Source organism: Chromobacterium sp. IIBBL 290-4, from assembly GCF_024207115.1.
Lineage (GTDB): Bacteria > Pseudomonadota > Gammaproteobacteria > Burkholderiales > Chromobacteriaceae > Chromobacterium.
The window spans coordinates 5015302-5033017 of sequence record NZ_CP100128.1; the positions used below are offsets into that span (position 1 = coordinate 5015302).

Genomic DNA, 17716 nt, shown 5'->3' on the forward strand with positions numbered 1-17716 from the left:
CGCCGTCTTCGGGTAAAATGGATCGATCAAGAAATCTTCGGTGCCTTCTCAAGATGCGTATCGCACTCGCCCAGTTCAACCCCGTGGTCGGCGACATCGCCGGCAATGCCCAAAAAATCGTCGATCTCGCCAAGCAAGCCCAGGCTCAAGGCGCAGACATTCTGCTGACGCCGGAGCTGGCGCTGACCGGCTACAGCCCGGAAGACCTGCTGCTGCGCGACAGCTTTTACCGCGAGGTGGCCAAGGGGCTGGACATCATCGAGCAGCTGGACGACATCACCGTCATCGTCGGCCATCCGGCCAAGATCGGCAACGAGCGCTTCAACGCCGCCACCGTGCTGCGCGACGGCCACCGCCTGGGCCAGTATCACAAGATGCAGCTGCCCAATAACGAAGTGTTCGACGAGTGCCGCTACTTCACCCCCGGCGCCGCGCCGCTGGTGTTCGAGCAAAACGGCGTCAAGGTGGGCGTGCTGATCTGCGAAGACATCTGGCACCTGGAGCCGGCGGCGGAAACCGCCGATGCCGGCGCCGAGCTGATGCTGGCGCTCAACGCCTCGCCCTTCCACCGCGACAAGATCGAAACCCGCCAGCAGATGGCGCGCTTCCGCGTCGAGGAAACCGGCCTGCCCTTGGCCTATGCGCAGATGGTGGGCGGCCAGGACGAGCTGATTTTCGACGGCGCGTCCTTCGCCATCAACAAGGCCGGCGATGTCGTCGCCCAGGCCGCCGCCTATGACGCGGAATTGCTGCTGGTGGATTACGCCAACGGCGATCTGCAGCCCGGCGCGCAAGCCAAGCTGCCGGATGCGCTGGAAAGCATCTACCGCGCGCTGGTGGTCGGCGTGCGCGACTACATAGGCAAGAACGGCTTCCCCGGTGCGCTGCTGGGCCTGTCCGGAGGCATCGATTCCGCGCTGACGCTGGCCGTGGCCGTGGACGCGCTGGGCGCGGACAAAGTCCACGCGGTGATGATGCCCTCGCGCTACACCGCCGACATCTCGGTGACCGACAGCCGCGACATGATCGCCCGCCTGGGCGTGAAGTACGACGAAATCGAAATCTGGCCGATGTACGAAAGCTTCATGGCCGCGCTGGCGCCCTCCTTCGAAGGCCTGGCCATGGACACTACCGAGGAAAACCTGCAGGCGCGCATCCGCGGCACGCTATTGATGGCGCTGTCCAACAAGAGCGGCAAGCTGGTGCTGACCACCGGCAACAAGTCCGAAATGACCACCGGCTACTGCACGCTGTACGGCGATATGGCCGGCGGTTTCGCCGTACTGAAAGACGTGGCCAAGACCCTGGTGTTCGAGCTGTGCCGCTGGCGCAATACCGTGTCCGACATCATCCCGGAGCGCATCATCACCCGCCCGCCGTCGGCGGAACTTAGGCCGGACCAGAAAGACCAAGACAGTCTGCCGCCCTACGAGGTGCTGGACGCCATCATGGCCCGCTATGTCGAAGACAACCAGTCCGCCGCCGACATCATCGCCGCCGGCTATGCCGAAGCGGACGTCAAGCGCGTGGTGCGGCTGTTGAAAATCAATGAATACAAGCGCCGCCAGGCGCCGGTTGGCCCGCGCGTCACCCCGCGCGGCTTCGGCAAGGACTGGCGCTACCCGATCACCAACAAGTTCAGCTAATGAAAAAACTACTGTTCGCCGCCCTCGCGGCCTGCCTGACCGTTCCGGCCCACGCGTCGGCCATCGCCCAATTGAAGGCCTTCGTCGCCGGCAGCCGCACGCTGTCGGCCGATTTCAGCCAAATCGTCACCAACAAGAGCAAGCGCGAAGAAGCCACCGGCCGGCTGGAGGTCTCCCGCCCCGGCAAGTTCCGTTGGGAATACAGCAAGCCCTACGCCCAGCTGATCGTCGGCGACGGCAAAACGCTGTGGATTTATGACCAAGACCTGGCCCAGGTAACGCGCAAGGCGCAAGGCGCGGCCCTGGGTTCCAGCCCGGCCGCGTTATTGGCCGGCAGCAACGAGATAGAGCGCAGCTACAAGCTCAACGAAGCCGGCAAGCAGGGCGATCTGGAGTGGCTGGCCGCCAGCCCCAAGAAGCAGGACAACACCTTCAGCGCCATCCGCATGGGCTTCAAGAACAATATGCTGGTGGAGATGGAGCTGACCGACAGCTTCGGCAACGACACCCGCATCCGCTTCCTCTCCCCGCAGCAAAACGTGGTGCTGCCGGCCGGCCGCTTCAACTTCGTCCCGCCCAAGGGCGTGGACGTGGTCAACGGCGACTAACCCATACCCGCGGCTGGGCCGCCCCAGGCGCGCCCAGGCGTCTTAACCGCCCTCGCCTCTCCGGTTGCCGCGAGCGCCCGATCAAACCGCGCGGCACGCGCCATCATTCTCTTGATCATCGCGCATCACCCTGCCGACAGCAATCTGGCCGGCTATCAAGTCAGCCACGTTATTGCCCGCCACGCTTGTCTCCTATCCTCTTTGACATCCACCAGGCAAAGCGATGTCCCATCGCGCAGCCTGAGCTCACGATGACGAGACGCAGGCTTGCCACTACACGTTCAGGCTTCACCCAATCCGGCATCAAATTCGCGTGAATGAACCATTTCACGCCGCAGTCCGTTCTTGTTCCCTTTTCAAGCCGCGCCTCCTTGCCGCGCCGAGCTCGCGCCCTCCCTGTCAGACCGGTCCATCTCTGTTCTGACAAAGTTTGTTAGCGATGAAGCGGAACATCAACCGCCTCGCTCCATGCGCTTGATCGGTTTTTGGGAAGAGTTCGGGAGATAAATATCAGGACTCAGGGGAAATCCTCCAACACCGGTCTTGCGCTGACCGGCGGACTCCAACCCCGTCGTTTGCGTAAAAAATGCCGGCGGCGCATTTGAAATCAAGGATTTGCCACGCCTTGCCAGCAGTAAAAACCTGCTCAAACAAGAGAACGCCAGCCTTGGCAAGTAACTGAAAAATCGGGGAAATTTTTCTCCATGTTGGGGATTTTATTTCCTCGTCATGTCACAGGCCATCTTCATAATGGCTTCCGTCGCCCACAAAGGCAAGGACCGGTTCTTAAAGGGAACAGGCCTTGCTCGGTAGGACGGAAGCGGCATTTTCAATGAGTTGTCATTTTCCTGTTTGGCGTTTCAACCCTCTTGAATTGCAAATGGAGCAATGGGATGAATTCCGTGAACTTTAAAGCAAAAGCGTTGGCTATCGCTCTCTCTGCCTGCATGCTGGCTGGCGCCGCCTCGGCGCAAACCGTCCTGGGCGGCGGCTCCACACTGGCGCAACCGCTGTACAATCAACTGTTTGGCATAACCAGTGGCTACCCCTCGCTCGTCCTGGGCAACTGGAACTATGCAGGCGTTGGCAGCGGCGCCGGCAAGGCAGCCTTTCTGACCAACAATGCCGCTTTGTTCAACAGCACCGGCAACGTAAGCTTCGCCGGCAGCGATTCGGTGCTGACTGCGGCGGATCTGACTTCCTACTCCCAAGCCAGCAACAATGCCTGGGGCCCGGTCATCCAGATTCCGGCCGTGCTGACCTCGGTCACCCTGCCGTACAAACGCAGCGGCGTGACGCAGCTCAACCTGACCAGTGACCAAGTCTGCCAAGTGTTCTCCAACAAGGCTCAAACCTGGGGCAAGCTGCTCGGCACTAACGACGCCACCCCGATCAACGTCGTGTATCGCAGCGACGCCAGCGGCACCACTGAGTTGCTGTCCAACTTCCTGTCGACCGCATGCAAAGGCTATGGCTTCGTCAAATCCAACGTCTTTGCCACGGTGGTCGGCCAAGCAGTGGGCGGCACTATTCCGTCCAACTGGGTGCCCGCCAATGGCAGCGGCGGGATCAAGACTGCTCTCGCTTCCGATGGCACCTTCACCTATCTGAGCCCGGATTATTCCATCTCGCCGAGCGATCCGACTGTGGTCGCTTCGATCAACGGCCAGCTGCCTAGCAATATCAGCATCCCCAGCTTCGTTATTCCGCCTTCCACTCCTGCCAATCTCGCGAATCCGCTGAAGTGGGTGCCTACCTATGTTCCCCCGCTTGGCGGCAGCAGCTACCCCATCTATGGCACGACCAATCTGCTGGTCAATCAGTGCTATGCCGACGGAATTGGCGCGGGCAGCGTGGGCGGCGCGGTCAAGGACTTCCTGACCAAGCTCAACAACGGCGCCTTCGATAGCCAGATCAGCAGCAACTACTTCGTCAAGCTGCCGGCTACTTGGCTTAACCAGATCAATGCCACCTTCCTCGCTGGCGACGGCAATGGCCTGGACATCGGCAACGCTTCGGTGTGCAACGGCATTGGCCGCCCGGTAAATCAGGCATCCATGATGCTCCGCAAAGCAAAACGTCATTAAGTCGATGGTTTGAACCGGCTGCGAGTAAGAAATAAAGCGGCCGGCGCAAGCAGAATCACGTTTTGTCGCCCCCCGCGCGGCGCAGGCTTGGCCGCGCGGGTTTTGGATCCGGCCGCCGGATACCCAGGTATCCGGTCGGCCTTTTGGCTTTCGTTTTCGCGCCGGCCGGCCGCGTGCGCCGCCCGGACTGGATTTCACAGACGGTGACAGTAATCATGGCCCATTTCCGTTCCTCCAGCCGCAGACTGCGGCTTTCCCCACTTGTCGAAGCCGTTGCGATCGCCTGCATGGGATTCGCCGCCGCCGCCCAGGCGCAAACGCCCGCCCCGGTCAGCGGCGCCTGGTTCGCGTCGCCGCAAAGCGTGAGCGCGTCGCGCGCGAGCCGGCCTGCGCAGGCTGGCGCGGATGCCGCCGTTGATGCCGCGCAGCTGCGGCAGCGGCAGGCCGCTCGCCAGACCCTGCAACGCTCGGTGGACAATCTGGAACGGACCGCCGCCGCCATCGCCGCCCAACAGGCCGCCCAACAGGCCGCCCAGCAAGCCGCGCGCGACGCCGCCGCCCTGGATGCGTCCAGTGTGCCGGACGGCCTGGCGCGAGGCGGCCTGTGGGACCGGGATGCAAATGGCGCGCAGCTGCCCTGGAGCGGCGCTGAGCGCGCCACGCAAACCACGCAGGATGGCAAAACCCGCGTTGCGATAAAGCAGACCCAGGACAAGGCCATTCTCAACTGGGACACTTTCAATGTTGGCCGCAACACCACGGTAGACTTTCAGCAAAACGGCACCGACGCCGTGCTCAACCGCGTAAGCGGCGCCGACGCGCGCCCAAGCCAGATTCTAGGAGCGATCAAGGGCAACGGCACCGTCATGGTGGTCAACCAGAACGGCATCATCTTTACCGGCACCAGCCAGGTCAATGTGCGCAATCTGGTGACGGCGGCGGCCAAGATCGACGATGCGCAGTTCCGCGAGCGCGGCCTTTACGGCGCAAATGGCGCGACGCCCACTTTCACCGACGCGCGGGGCGCGGTAGAAGTGCGCCCCGGCGCGCAGATCGCCACGCCCAAGCCGGCCAATTCCACCAGCGGCGGCGGCTATGTGCTGCTGCTGGGCGCCAAAGTCTCTCAAGGCGGGCAGATCGCCACCCCGGCCGGACAAGCCCTGCTGGCCGCCGGCGACAGTTTCTACATCCGCAAGGGAGTCGGCACCGACGCCAATACCACCTCCACCACAGCCGGCCACGAAGTGTCAGCCGCGCGCGCGCCGGGCAGCGCCGCCGGCCGGGTCGCCAATAACGGGCTGATCCTCGCGGAAACCGGCGACGTGACGCTGACCGGCCACGAGGTGGTTCAGGCCGGCGTGATCGTTGCCACCACCTCCACCGCCAAGCGCGGCACCATTCATCTGTCCAGCCGCGCCGGCGACGCCGCCGGCACGGTCACATTGGCCGGCGGCGTCAGCGCCGTGCTGCTGGACGACAGCGCAGCGACTGCGCTGGACAGCCAGCGCGAGGCCGGCAGCGCGCGACTGATCGGCGGCGTATCAAGCAACGACCCCAGCGGCGTCTTCGACAACCTCGGAACAATAGCGGACCGCACCGATTTGTCGCGCATTGAAATCGTCAGCGGCAATACCGTGGACTTCCAGCCCGGCTCGCTGACGCTGGCTACCGGCGGCGCCATCGCGGTGTCGGCGGCCCGGCGCGCGCTGGTCGAAAACGGCGCGGAACTGGACGTCTCCGGCGCCGTCGGCGTGCGTGTGGCGATGGAATCCAATGCAGTCAAAATCAATGTTCAGGGCAATGAGCAGCGCGACAGCCCCGGCAACCGCGACAGCAAGGCGCTGGCCAGCAGCGATGTCTGGGTGGACCGCCGCTATCTGAAATTAGTGAAGGCCGGCGCCAATGGCTACGCGACCGACCGCTGGTACACTCAAGGCGGCCTGCTGGAAGTGGGCGGCTATCTGGCGAACAGCGGCCGCACCGTCGGCGAGTGGATGGCCCAGGGCGGCACCGTCACCGTAAGCGGCGGCGACCTGGTGACGCGCGCCGGCTCCAGCATCAATCTGTCCGGCGGCACGCTAGACATGCAAAGCGGCCGCATCCAGCAAACCTGGCTCAAAGGCAGCGACGGCCGCCTGTACGAACTGTCGCGCGCGCCGGGCGATCTGCTGTATTCCGGCGTTTACCGCGGCTATGCGCTCAGCAGCAAGCGTTGGGGCCATACCGACTTCCACTTCAGCCCCTTGATAGGCTCGACCTTCCGCTACGAGCCGGGCTACACCGTAGGCCGCGACGCCGGCAAGCTGGTGGTGGCGACCAGCAATGCCGTGCTCGAAGGCAAGCTGGTCAACGCAGTCTACCAGGGAGACAGGCAAAGCCTCGCGCCGCAGCCTGGCGATGGCTTCAAACAGTCGCAGTTGGCGGCGGCGCGCGGCGCGGCGCTGGTCATCGGCACAGAAACTCCACTCTACGATGCCGGCGCCGGCATGCTGCGCTACAGGCTGGACCCCACGCTTAACAGCGTCACGCTGGCAGCGCGCGGCCAGGCCCTGGCCGACGCGGTAACGCTGGATCAACCGGTGGACAGTGCGCACCAGGGCAAGCTGGCGCTCGATGCCGGCATTCTGAGCGCGATGAACCTTGGCGCGGTGCGCATCGCCGCCAAGCAGGACATTGCCGTGGCGGACACGCTGCAGGCCGCGCCGGGCGGCGAAATCACGCTTTACGCGCCGGCCGTGGATGTGCGCGCCAGCCTGACGGCGCGCGGCGGCGCGCTGCAATTGGGCAATGTGCTGGCTCAACCAGTTTGGCAAGGCAACGTCGCCATCGTCGATTTAACCCTCGCGGCGCCGAAAGACGGCCAGCCCGGCGTCCGGGTACGCGATGGCGCCACACTTGATGCGCGCGGGCTGATAGTCGACTTGCGCGCCGCCGGCGCGCGCCGCGCCGACGCAGCTTATGCCGATGGCGGCCAAGTCAGCCTGCGCTCCACCACCAGCATCACGCTGGAGCGCGGTGCTAAAATCGACGTCTCCTCGGGCGGCGTGATCGGCGCGGATGCCAGCCTGTCCGGCGGGCGCGGCGGCTCGGTGCGACTGGCGTCGAGTGTGAATGGCGCCGCCGCTTACGATCCTCAGGCGGTGTTGACGCTGGATGGCGAGATCCGCGGTTATGGCGGCAAGGGTGGCGGCACGCTGGACATCGCATCGGCCAGCGCGATCTCGATAGGCGGAAAACTGCTGAGCCAGGCCGGCCTGCTGGGCAAGGGCCAGTCGGCGCTCGCCGACCTGATCACCACTGAAGATGTCCGGATCTTAGCCGGAGAACCGTTGTTGCTGGATACGCCATATACAGTGAACTGGGCAAAACCCGGTGAGCAGGTGGGCAGCGTCCCACTTATCCGCAACGTGGTTCTGGCGGCTGACTGGACCTTGCCTTATGCGCCGCCAGTTAAGCCAGGAGGCAATCGACACGCCTATCGGGTCACTTACTTATTGCCAGGTGAAAAACAGCCCCGATTCCTAGAAATCTATTCCGCGACGGGAACAACGGGGCCCGTATACAAACTACCGAAGGGCACCACCATACAAGAGTTCGCTGGTGGCTACATGGATGATTACCCATTCCCATTTGACTACGTGGTTCCCGCCGATGTATTTCCCAAAGGGGTACCCGTTACGCCACGTGCGGGAGTCGCGCAGGCGGGAACAAACTTGCCCTACGATGTGGTGGTGCCCAAGGGAACGGTGATCCCGGCAGGTACGATGGCGACGAAACCCGTCCCCGTCGGAGCCACCAGCCAACTGGAAACCAGCCTGTTCCAAAGCGGCTTCGCCGATTACCAGGTGCGGACCCAGCGCGGCGTCGTGCTGCCAGACGGCGTGACGCTGAATGTGGCTCAGCCTGTTTTAGCGCCGCAAGCCTTGCTGCAGGCCGCTGCCGACCCATCCGGCGCCATGCCGGCTCCATGGCTGCCGCCGCAGTATATGGCGGATGCCGCGGCGCGCACGATTACACAGCGCCAGGGCGCCAGCATCACGCTGGCGGCGGGCGGCCTAATGTCCTCCCAAAATATACCCTTGCCCGGCGGCAATGTTTATGTGGGCCGCGATGCCGCCATCACGGTCGATCCCGGCCAGGCCATTGCGCTGTCCGCCGGCGGCAATCTGCTGGTGGACGGCACGCTCCGCGCGCAGGGCGGCCGCCTCAGCCTGACAGGGCCTCGCGCTGTCCGCTCCTCCAATGACACTAAGGGATGGGGCTTGCTTGGCGATGGCAGCGGCGCTGAGTGCCGCATCGAGCTGGGACCGCACGCCCTGCTCGACGCCTCGGCAACCGCATTTACCGCCAGCGATGCGCAGGGCCTGCCCTTTGGCAAGCTAAGCCCGAAGGGCAGCATCGTCATCGGCGGCACGGTGCAGGAATCGGACAACCGCGCGCGGGCGTCGGAGGCCTTTGTGGTGATACGCCAGGGCGCGGTGCTGGATGCATCCGGCGCCACGGCGCGTTTCGATGCCGATGGCAGCGGCGTGCGCGACCAGGTTAGCGATGGCGGCGACATCAGCCTCGCCTCAACCAGCGGCCTCTACCTGGATGGCCGCCTGCTGGCCCGCGCCGGCGGCGCAGGCGCCGCCGGCGGCCATCTGACGGTAGCGCTCGACACGCCGCAATATTCAGACGACGATGTAAAAGACTCGCGCGTGCTCGCCTTGCGCGAGCTGCAGTTGACGCAGCGCCGCGAAGCGGCTGCCGCGCCGGCCACGCTGGACTACGGCCACGCCCAACTCGGCGTGAACCAGGTAGCAGCAGGCGGCTTTGCCGCGTTGACGCTGTTCAGCAACGGCTCGCTTAGCTTCGCCGGCGATGTCGACCTGGCGCTGAGCCGCGAGCTGCGCCTTTACTCCGGCGCGCTTTCCGTTGCCGGCGGCGCGGCGGCATCCGCCAAAGTGGCCCTGTCTGCCCCTTATGTGCTGCTAGGCGGCATCAGCGACACGTATTCCCCTCCCGACGGCCATACCAGTCCTTTCCGGTCGAGCGATGGGACCGCGGGCCTCAGCCCACGAGCGCAGCAGGCCAGCCTGAGCGCCAACGCCCGGTTGATAGACATCCAGGGCCGCGTGGCGCTGGGCATGGACGACTCGGTATACCTCGGTTCTTTCGTTGTGCAAGCCCAACGCGCGGGCTTTGGCCAGTTCAGCGCGAACAGTGCCGGCGATATCCGTTTTGTGGCCAGCCCGAACGCCCAGACTTGGGATGCGCAGCTGCTGTCGCCCGGCGACATCCTGCTACGCGCCGACCAGGTCTATCCCGCCACCGGAGTCCGCGCGCGCGTATTGGCCGGTCGCAGCTTGACCAGCGACACGCAAGTGCCTACCCATGATCCGAACAGCCGTTTGACGATCAGCCGCTACGACCCGCAAGCCGCCCTCCCGGCCGTGCCTTATTCGGTGTTCGGCAGCCTGATGTTGGGGGCCGCCACGATAACGCAGCAAGGCATTGTGCGCGCGCCGCTAGGCAACATCAGCCTGGGATCGGACTCCGTTCCAGGCCCCGCCGCAAGCAATTATCAGCCGCAAGCCACAACCAGAACTACTGTGCTCGCCCCCGGCAGCCTCACTTCGGTCAGCGCGGACGGGCTGTTGATGCCCTATGGCGGCACGGCGGACGGCGTGAGTTATCTATACCGCGGCCAGCCGGTAACGCTGGCGGGCGTGGGCCAAAAGGGTTCAGGGCAGTCCGATGCGGGCGGTCAACCCAAGATCACGCTGTCTGGTCTGAGCGTCGCGGTTGAGTCCGGCGCGAAGCTAGACCTCTCCGGCGGCGGCACGCTGACCGGCGCGGGCTTCGTGCCGGGCCGCGGCGGCTCCACCGACGCGCGCTATTCCCCACTGATGCAGATCAGCGGCGGCAGCTTCTCTCTGCCCGGCTTGGCCACCAATCCGGTCTACGCCATATTGCCGGGCTATGCCGGCGCTTATGCGCCGGCCGACGCCACCGGCGCCGTCGATCCGCGCATCGGCCAGCAGATCACGCTGCAGTCGGGCGAGGTGCCCGGCCTGGCCGCCGGCCGCTACACGCTGCTACCATCCAGTTACGCGCTGTTGCCCGGCGCCTTCCGCGTCGAAATCAACGGCGCGCCCGGCGGCGCTAGCCCGGCGCGGATGCGCGCGCTGCTGCCCGGGGCCTTCCAAATCTGGAACAACGGCGCCCAGGCAAACGCCAGCGCCTCCCGGGCGCTGGCGCTGCGCAATGGTTCCTATTCAGCGCCGGCCGTGCTGTCCATCGCCGGCACAGGCATTGCCGACAACCTGGCCAGCCTCATCATTACGCCGGCCGATGTGTTGCGGCGCTATTCGCAGTACAACGAAACCGATTACGCCGGCTTCATCCGCGCCCAGGGCGCGCTCAACGGCGGCATCCGCGCGCTGCTGCCGGCCGACGCCAAATCGCTGGCCATCCGCCTGCCCGCATTGCCGGACAGCACGCTCCGCTTTGAGGGCGCGGCCAACTTTACGCCGAGCAAGGACGGCTTCGGCGGCAGCGCCAGCCTGGTGACAGATACCAATATGGGCGCGCTGGAAATCCTCGGCAACGGGTCTTCCGCCACCGCCGGCTTTGCCGGCGCGTCGGTTCGAGCCCAAGACCTGAATGCCATAGGCGCACAACGGCTGATGCTGGGCGGCCAGCTGTGGTCAACATACAGCTTCGGCAACACCAGCAACAGCCAAAGCAATTATCTGAATCTCGAGGCGAAAACCGGCAAAGTCATCCTGCGCGACGGCGCCATTTTGCAAGCGCCCGAGGTGTTCCTGATCGCCGGCAGCGCGCAAGGCGGCATTGTCATCGAGCCCGGCGCCGGCATCCGCACCATAGGCCGCGGCAAACCGGCTTACGACTCGACCAACGGCTATATATACCAGCCAGGCGATATCAGCGTGGTGGCCGCGTCCAATGGCTGGATCGACATGTTGCCGCCGAAGTCCGATCGTATCGGTGGGGAGTCCGGACCGGTATCGATAGGCGTATGCGGCGGCGGCGCTTGCGCGCGGCCGGCCGAGCTTTATGCGGAGGGATCGCTGATCGCGGCGACCCGTTCCAGCTTCCAGATGGGCGACAATGCGCGCTATGGCGCGCGTTATCTGACGCTGGCGGTCGGCGCGGTGAACGCTGGCAGCCGCGAGGCCCTGGCGGCGGCAGCGGCCCGCGGCGCGCTCACGCCCGGCCTGGAGCTGAACCAGGCGCTGCTGGACCGGCTGCTGCAAGCTGACACCGCCTATGGCGCGCCGGCGCTAGAGCGGCTGACCCTCTCCGCCAGCGAATCCTTCAATCTGTTCGGCTCGGTCAGCCTGGACACCACCGACCCAACGACCGGCAAAGCGCGCCTGGCCAGTCTGGCGCTGTCCACGCCGGCGATCTACGGCGCGGGCGGCTCAGGCGATACTGCCTTGATCAAAACCGGCACCTTGATCTGGAACGGCGGCGGCGCAGCGCCCGCGCCGGTGGCGAATGGACGCGGCGCCGGCAGCGGCCGGCTGGCCGTCGAGGCTAATGTTATCGAATTCGGCTACAGCCCGACCGGCCGACCCAATGGCATAGACGACGCGAGCCGCATGGTGCTGGGCTTTGCCGATGCCGCCTTTACCGCGCGCGAGCGCATTACCGCCAACCAGAAAGGCTCGCTGGCGGTGTATGCCGCGCAGAACGCCGCGCCGGACGGCCCACGCTACAGCGGCGGCAACCTCACGCTGACAACGCCGCTGCTAACCGGCGAGGGCGGCTCGGTGAGCCGCGTCACCGCCGGCGGCGCGCTGCGAGTGGTTTCGCCGGCAGGCGGCGCAGCGCAAACCGGCCCGACGCAAACCGGCGCGCAATGGAGCCTGAGCGGCGACAGCGTGCTGCTGGACACCGCGGTGGCATTGCCCAGCGGCAAGCTCACCGTGCTAGCGGCACGCGACCTGACACTGGGCAGCGCGGCCAAACTCGACCTTTCCGGGCGCGACATCGCCTTGTTCGACGCCCACCGCTACAGCTGGGGCGGCGACGTGACGCTGCAAAGCGCAACCGGCTCCATCACCCAGGCGGCCGGCTCGCTGATCGACCTGTCGGCGCAGAACAATAATGCCGGCATGCTGACCGTCATCGCGCAGGGCGACGCCGGCCGCGTGGACCTGCAAGGCAGCCTGAAGGGGACGACATCCGGCCATTACGACGCCGGCGGCACCCCGGCGCCGTGGCGCGCCGGCGGCTTGAACCTGCGCGCCTCGACGCTAGGCGGCGGGGCGAACCTGACCGACGCCTTCGGCGCGCTGAACGCCCGGCTTAACGACGGCGGCTTTACTGGCGAGCGCAGCTTCCAGTTGCGCCAGGGCGACCTGACTATCGGCGACGGGCTGCGCGCCCGCGAGATCAACCTCTCGCTGGACGGCGGACGCCTGACAGTGAGCGGCGCGGTGGACGCCAGCGGCGAGCAAGTGGGCAGCATACGCCTGGCCGCCCGCGACGGGCTGACGGTGGCCGGCTCGGCGCTGCTGGATGCGCACGGCACCCAATTGCGCCTGGACAGCCGCGGCGCCATCATCGACGCGCCCAACCGCGCCAGCATAGAGCTGGACGCCGGCCGCGGCACGCTGACCCTGGCCGACGGGGCACGCATCGACCTGCGCCACGGCGCCGACGACGCGCGGGCGCGCGCCAACCCAGCGCTTGACGACGGCCGCGCGCGCGGCACGCTGGACCTGATCGCGCCTCGCCTCGACGCCAACGGACAGGCCGGCAGCGCGGCAGCGGCCACTTATGGGGATATCGCCCTCGCCGCCGGGAATCGTCTGGACATCCTGGGCGCGAAAACCATCACGGTCTACGGCCGGCAAGTCTACAACGACGCGCCCTTCAACAACGCGGCGAAGGGCGAAACCTCGGTCAGCGGACGGCCTTATCAAATCATCACTCAAGCGTATCTGGACCAAAAGCACCTGGACAGCAAGAGCTTCATTGATGCCGCGCTGGCCAAGGGCGGCAATTTGGCCAGCCGGCTGGGCGGCCTCCTGGGCACGGCCCGCTACCGCGACGCGCTGCATCTGCGTCCGGCGGTGGAGATCGTCAGCGCGACGCCGCAAGGCGATCTTATCGTCAGCGGAGACCTGGATTTGTCCGGCTATCGCTACGCCAGCCTGAATCCGGCCCAGGCGCCCAGCGCCGCCTACGGTTCCGGCGAAGCCGGCGCGCTGACGCTGCGGGCCGGCGGCGATCTGTCCATCTACGGCAGCATCAACGATGGCTTTGCGCCACCGCCGGCCACGCCGGACGACAAAAGCTGGTGGCTGGTGCCCGGACAGCAGCCTTTTGGCGGCGATGTGGTGATTCCGGTGCCGGGCGTGAAACTGGCCGACGGCACGGTTTATCCGAAGGGCGCGACGCTGAACTACGCCATCACCGCCAAGAACGTGACGCTGCCGGCAGGCACCACATTGCCCGCCGCCATAGTGCTGAGCGCCAGGCTGGTTCTGCCAGCGGGCACGGTGCTGGCAAGCGACGTGCTGGCCGCCAACGGCAGCGTGCTGCTGGCCCGCGGCGCGGTGGTCGGCTCAAATGGCCTCGCGCTGCCCGCGGGAGCCCGCCTGCAAGCCGGCACATCCCTGCCCGCGTCCGTCACGCTGGCGAGCCTGACTTGGCCCAAGGGCGCGCCGCTGCCGACAGCGATGACGCAACAGGGCGAACTGGCGCTGCCGGTGGGCGCGCTGATCGCCTCCGGCACCCAGGTGGCGCTGCCGGCCGACACGCTGAGCGTGGACCTGCGCCCGCGCGATGGCCAGGGCAATGTCCTGCCTCGCAAAAACTGGGCGGTGGCGGCCATGCTGCCCGACGGCTCCGCCTCGTGGAACCTGCGCCTGAGCGCCGGCGCGGACACCGGCGCCGCCGACTCCCGCCTGAGCCGGCCCGATGCGAAGGCAGGCAGCCTGCTGGCGGCGGATACCCACTATACCGCGCAGTACCAGACCACCATGGTGGGCGGCACCACCAGCTATGTCTGGGCCGATGATACTTTCGGCACTGCCGGCACCCCTGTTCCACCGGACTTTCTGCCGTACTGCGACGCTATGCCGGGTCTATGCGTAACCGAGGTGACTGGAGGTGTGGCTACGCTGTCGGTCACTCCCAAGGCGCCGATATTCAGCGTGCTGCGCACCGGCGCCGGCGATCTGGACATTGCAGCGGCCGGCAGTTTCTCCATGCAATCGCCCTACGGGGTATACACGGCAGGCAGCCCGACGCACCTGGGCAATGCGACGCTGGACGCGCGCTACAACCCGGCGCGCGGCCGGGTGGCCGCCGGCGGAACGGTGCTGGGCGGCAATGCCGGAGACCAGGCGGCGGCTTACGAGGCGCTGGTCCGCGGACCAAGCCGGCTTGACCAGGCCTGGTACCCGGACGGCGGCGGCAATCTACATGTCGCGGTGGGCGGCGATCTGACCGGGGATAGCTGGGGCTACGCCGCGGTATGGCCGAGAGATAGCGTCAACACCGGCAACTGGCTGTGGCGCCAGGGCGGCGCGGACCGGCCCGCCGCCTGGTGGATCAATTTCGGCACCTATGTCTTCGATCCCGAGCTTGACCCCCATAATTATCTAAACTACTGGCCTACCGTCACCGGCTTTACCGGCCTGGGCGCGCTGGGCGGCGGCAATGTCGCCGTGCACGTAGGCGGGGATGCAGGGATGATCCGACTCAAGACTCCCGATGGTTCTCAGCCACGCAGCCAGGGCGTGGCGCTGGCCATAGGCAGCAGCGGCCGGATGCTCGACAACGGCCAGCTGACGCTGACCGGCGGCGGCGACCTCGACCTGCGCATCGGTGGCGGCTGGAACAGCCATGCCGAGGCTAGACCTCTAGACACTATCAACCACATTACGCAATCTCATGAGCTTTACGGCGGACTGATCAATCTGCGCGGCGCCATCGACATGGCGGCGGGCCGGATAGGCACCATCGCACTGAACAATACTGGCCTTCATGATGTCCGCGATGTCCGGCTGCCTGACCCTTATGTCGCCAGCACATCGGCGGCCTATGGTGGTTTGATGCTGACGCCAGGCGATGCCACGGTCAGCGTGGCAAGCCGCGGCGACCTGGTGCTGGGCGGAACCGCCGATGCCGGCCTGGCCCCAAGCGGCAACTATATTGCGTTTACGTCCAATAAAGGCTCAGGCGAGGCCGGAAAGAGCTGGTTCACCCTGTGGAGCAGCCGCACCGCCTTGACGCTGTTGGCCGCCGGCGGCAACCTGGCCTTCGACACCCGCTTCAGCGAGGGTATTTCTGACCAATCTGTCCCAAAATATTACCCCTACTCGTCCAATGGCGGCTGGTTTCTGCTGCCAGGCCAAGTCAGCGCCGCCGCCCTGCAGGGCAATGTCTACTATGGACTTTCGATAGCCGACAACAGCTTTAACACCGGTTTCTGGGACAAGGCCGGCCTGCTGCTGGCGCCGCTGGGCGAACGCCGCCTGGATTTGCTGGCGGCAGGCTCTATCTACGGCGGCGGCTATCCTATCAGCCAATCCGGCGCCGATGCCGCCGCGCTGGCAACGCCGGCTCAACCAGGGTTCTACGGATCATCGCTTGCGGGAGGACGACTCATCTATGCCAATACCAGCCCAGACGCGCCGGATGCCAGCGATATGCCGCTGTTCGCTTTCGGCGTCAACAGCATAGGCCGCGAAGCGGGCATGGGGAGCGGATCGGGCGAACCTTCGCGTTTTTACGCGGCGAACGGCGACATCGTCGGCTTGCGCACTGGAACGATAGCGGCTTTTAACGCATTTGGAACGCGAGCAGGCCAGAAAGACTATGTGGCCGCCGGGCCGGTAGCGGTGCGCGCGGGGCGAGATGTTGTTTACGCCGGCAACAGATCCGACGAAACAGCGCTTTCATTGTCCGATATCGCCCCCTTCGGCAACAACGCGTATCTCTCCGGCAACCTGATCGTCCACACCCGCGCCAACGACGTTTCGGTCGTCTCGGCCGGGCGCGACATCCTCTACGCCAACTTCAGCGTGGCGGGACCGGGCACGCTGGAGATTTCGGCCGGGCGCAATATCGTGCAGCAGGATCTGGCATCGCTGGCCAGCATCGGTCTGGTGGTCGAGGGCGACAAGCGTCCGGGCGCCGACATCGCCGTGCTGGCGGGCCAGGGCGCAGGCGGCGCGAACTACGCCGGCCTGCTGGCGCGCTATCTTGACGCGGCCAACCTGGCGGCCGCCGGCACACCGCTGGCCGACCAGCCAGGCAAGGTCGCCAAGACCTACGAGGCGGAGTTGATCGAGTGGCTGAGCAAGCGTTACGGCTTCGCCGGCACGGCGGAAGAGGCGCGGCGCTATTTGGCCGGCCTGGCGCCGGAGCAGCAGCGCATCTTCGCGCGACAGGTGTTTTTCGCCGAGCTGCACGCAGGCGGACGCGAGTATAACGACGCCGACAGCCCGCGCCATGGCAGCTATCTGCGCGGACGCCGCGCCATCGCGGCGCTATACCCGGAGCAGGACGCGGCGGGCAATGCCCTGGCCTATGACGGCAGCTTGCTGATGTACGGCGGCTCGGGCATCCACAGCCTGCTGGGCGGCGGCATCCAGGTCATCACGCCAGGCGGCGGCCAGACCTATGGCGTGGAAGGCGCGGCGCCGCCGTCCACCGCCGGCTTGATCACCCAGGGCAGCGGCGACATCGCGCTGTATTCCCGCGACAGCATCCTGCTGGGACAAAGCCGGCTGATGACAACCTTTGGCGGCAGCATCCTCGCCTGGTCGGCCAAGGGCGACATCAACGCCGGCCGCGGCTCGAAAACCACGGTGGTGTACACCCCGCCGCGGCGCGTTTACGACAATGTCGGCAATGCCTCGATATCGCCCAATGTGCCCAGCGCGGGAGCGGGCATCGCCACGCTCAACCCGATTCCGGAAGTGCCGGCGGGAGACGTGGATCTGATCGCGCCGCTTGGCACGATAGATGCGGGCGAGGCCGGCATCCGGGTATCCGGCAACGTAAACGTCGCGGCCTTGCAGGTGGCGAACGCGGCCAATATCCAGGTGCAGGGCAAATCCTCAGGGGTGCCGATGGCGGCGACGGTCAACGTCGGCGCACAGGCTTCGGCCAGCGCCGCATCATCCAGCGCGACCCAGGCCGCCAGCGAGGTGATGCGCCGCCAGCAGTCGGCGGCGCGTCAAAACCAGGCTTCGCAGGTGTCGGTGCAAATCCTGGGCTTTGGCAACGAAGCCTTGTAAACGCAGACAGGGCGGCGACGCCCTGCCCGGCCCGCCCGCATTTGCCGGCGGGCTTTTTTTTTGGCTATGTCCCAATTCCGTGTTGGGAGCTATGCTGAATACAG

The 17716-nt window shown here is 65.9% G+C and carries 4 protein-coding genes; all 4 read left to right on the plus strand.

Annotated elements, in window-relative coordinates; translation table 11 throughout:
* Positions 1–53 precede the first annotated feature (53 nt).
* The gene (locus NKT35_RS23580; RefSeq protein ID WP_254297697.1) at positions 54–1646 is read left to right on the plus strand and encodes an NAD+ synthase; all 1593 of its coding nucleotides are present in this window, start codon (positions 54–56) and stop codon (positions 1644–1646) included.
* Positions 1646–2254: an outer membrane lipoprotein periplasmic chaperone LolA gene (gene lolA / locus NKT35_RS23585; RefSeq protein ID WP_254297698.1), complete on the plus strand. Its 609-nt coding sequence runs from the start codon at positions 1646–1648 to the stop codon at positions 2252–2254. Before NKT35_RS23580 ends, lolA begins: the two co-directional genes overlap by 1 nt.
* An 893-nt stretch (positions 2255–3147) precedes the next feature.
* Positions 3148–4341: a substrate-binding domain-containing protein gene (locus NKT35_RS23590; RefSeq protein WP_254297699.1), complete on the plus strand. Its 1194-nt coding sequence runs from the start codon at positions 3148–3150 to the stop codon at positions 4339–4341.
* A gap of 215 nt (positions 4342–4556) precedes the next feature.
* On the plus strand, positions 4557–17612 hold the full coding sequence (locus NKT35_RS23595; RefSeq protein ID WP_254297700.1) for a filamentous hemagglutinin family protein: 13056 nt from the start codon (positions 4557–4559) through the stop codon (positions 17610–17612).
* The last annotated feature ends 104 nt before the right edge of the window (positions 17613–17716 follow it).

Coding starts and splice junctions, on each gene's coding strand:
- NKT35_RS23590 (WP_254297699.1), top strand. CDS start 3,148: ATGAATTCCGTGAACTTTAAAGCAAAAGCGTTGGCTATCGCTCTCTCT.
- NKT35_RS23595 (WP_254297700.1), top strand. CDS start 4,557: ATGGCCCATTTCCGTTCCTCCAGCCGCAGACTGCGGCTTTCCCCACTT.
- lolA (WP_254297698.1), top strand. CDS start 1,646: ATGAAAAAACTACTGTTCGCCGCCCTCGCGGCCTGCCTGACCGTTCCG.
- NKT35_RS23580 (WP_254297697.1), top strand. CDS start 54: ATGCGTATCGCACTCGCCCAGTTCAACCCCGTGGTCGGCGACATCGCC.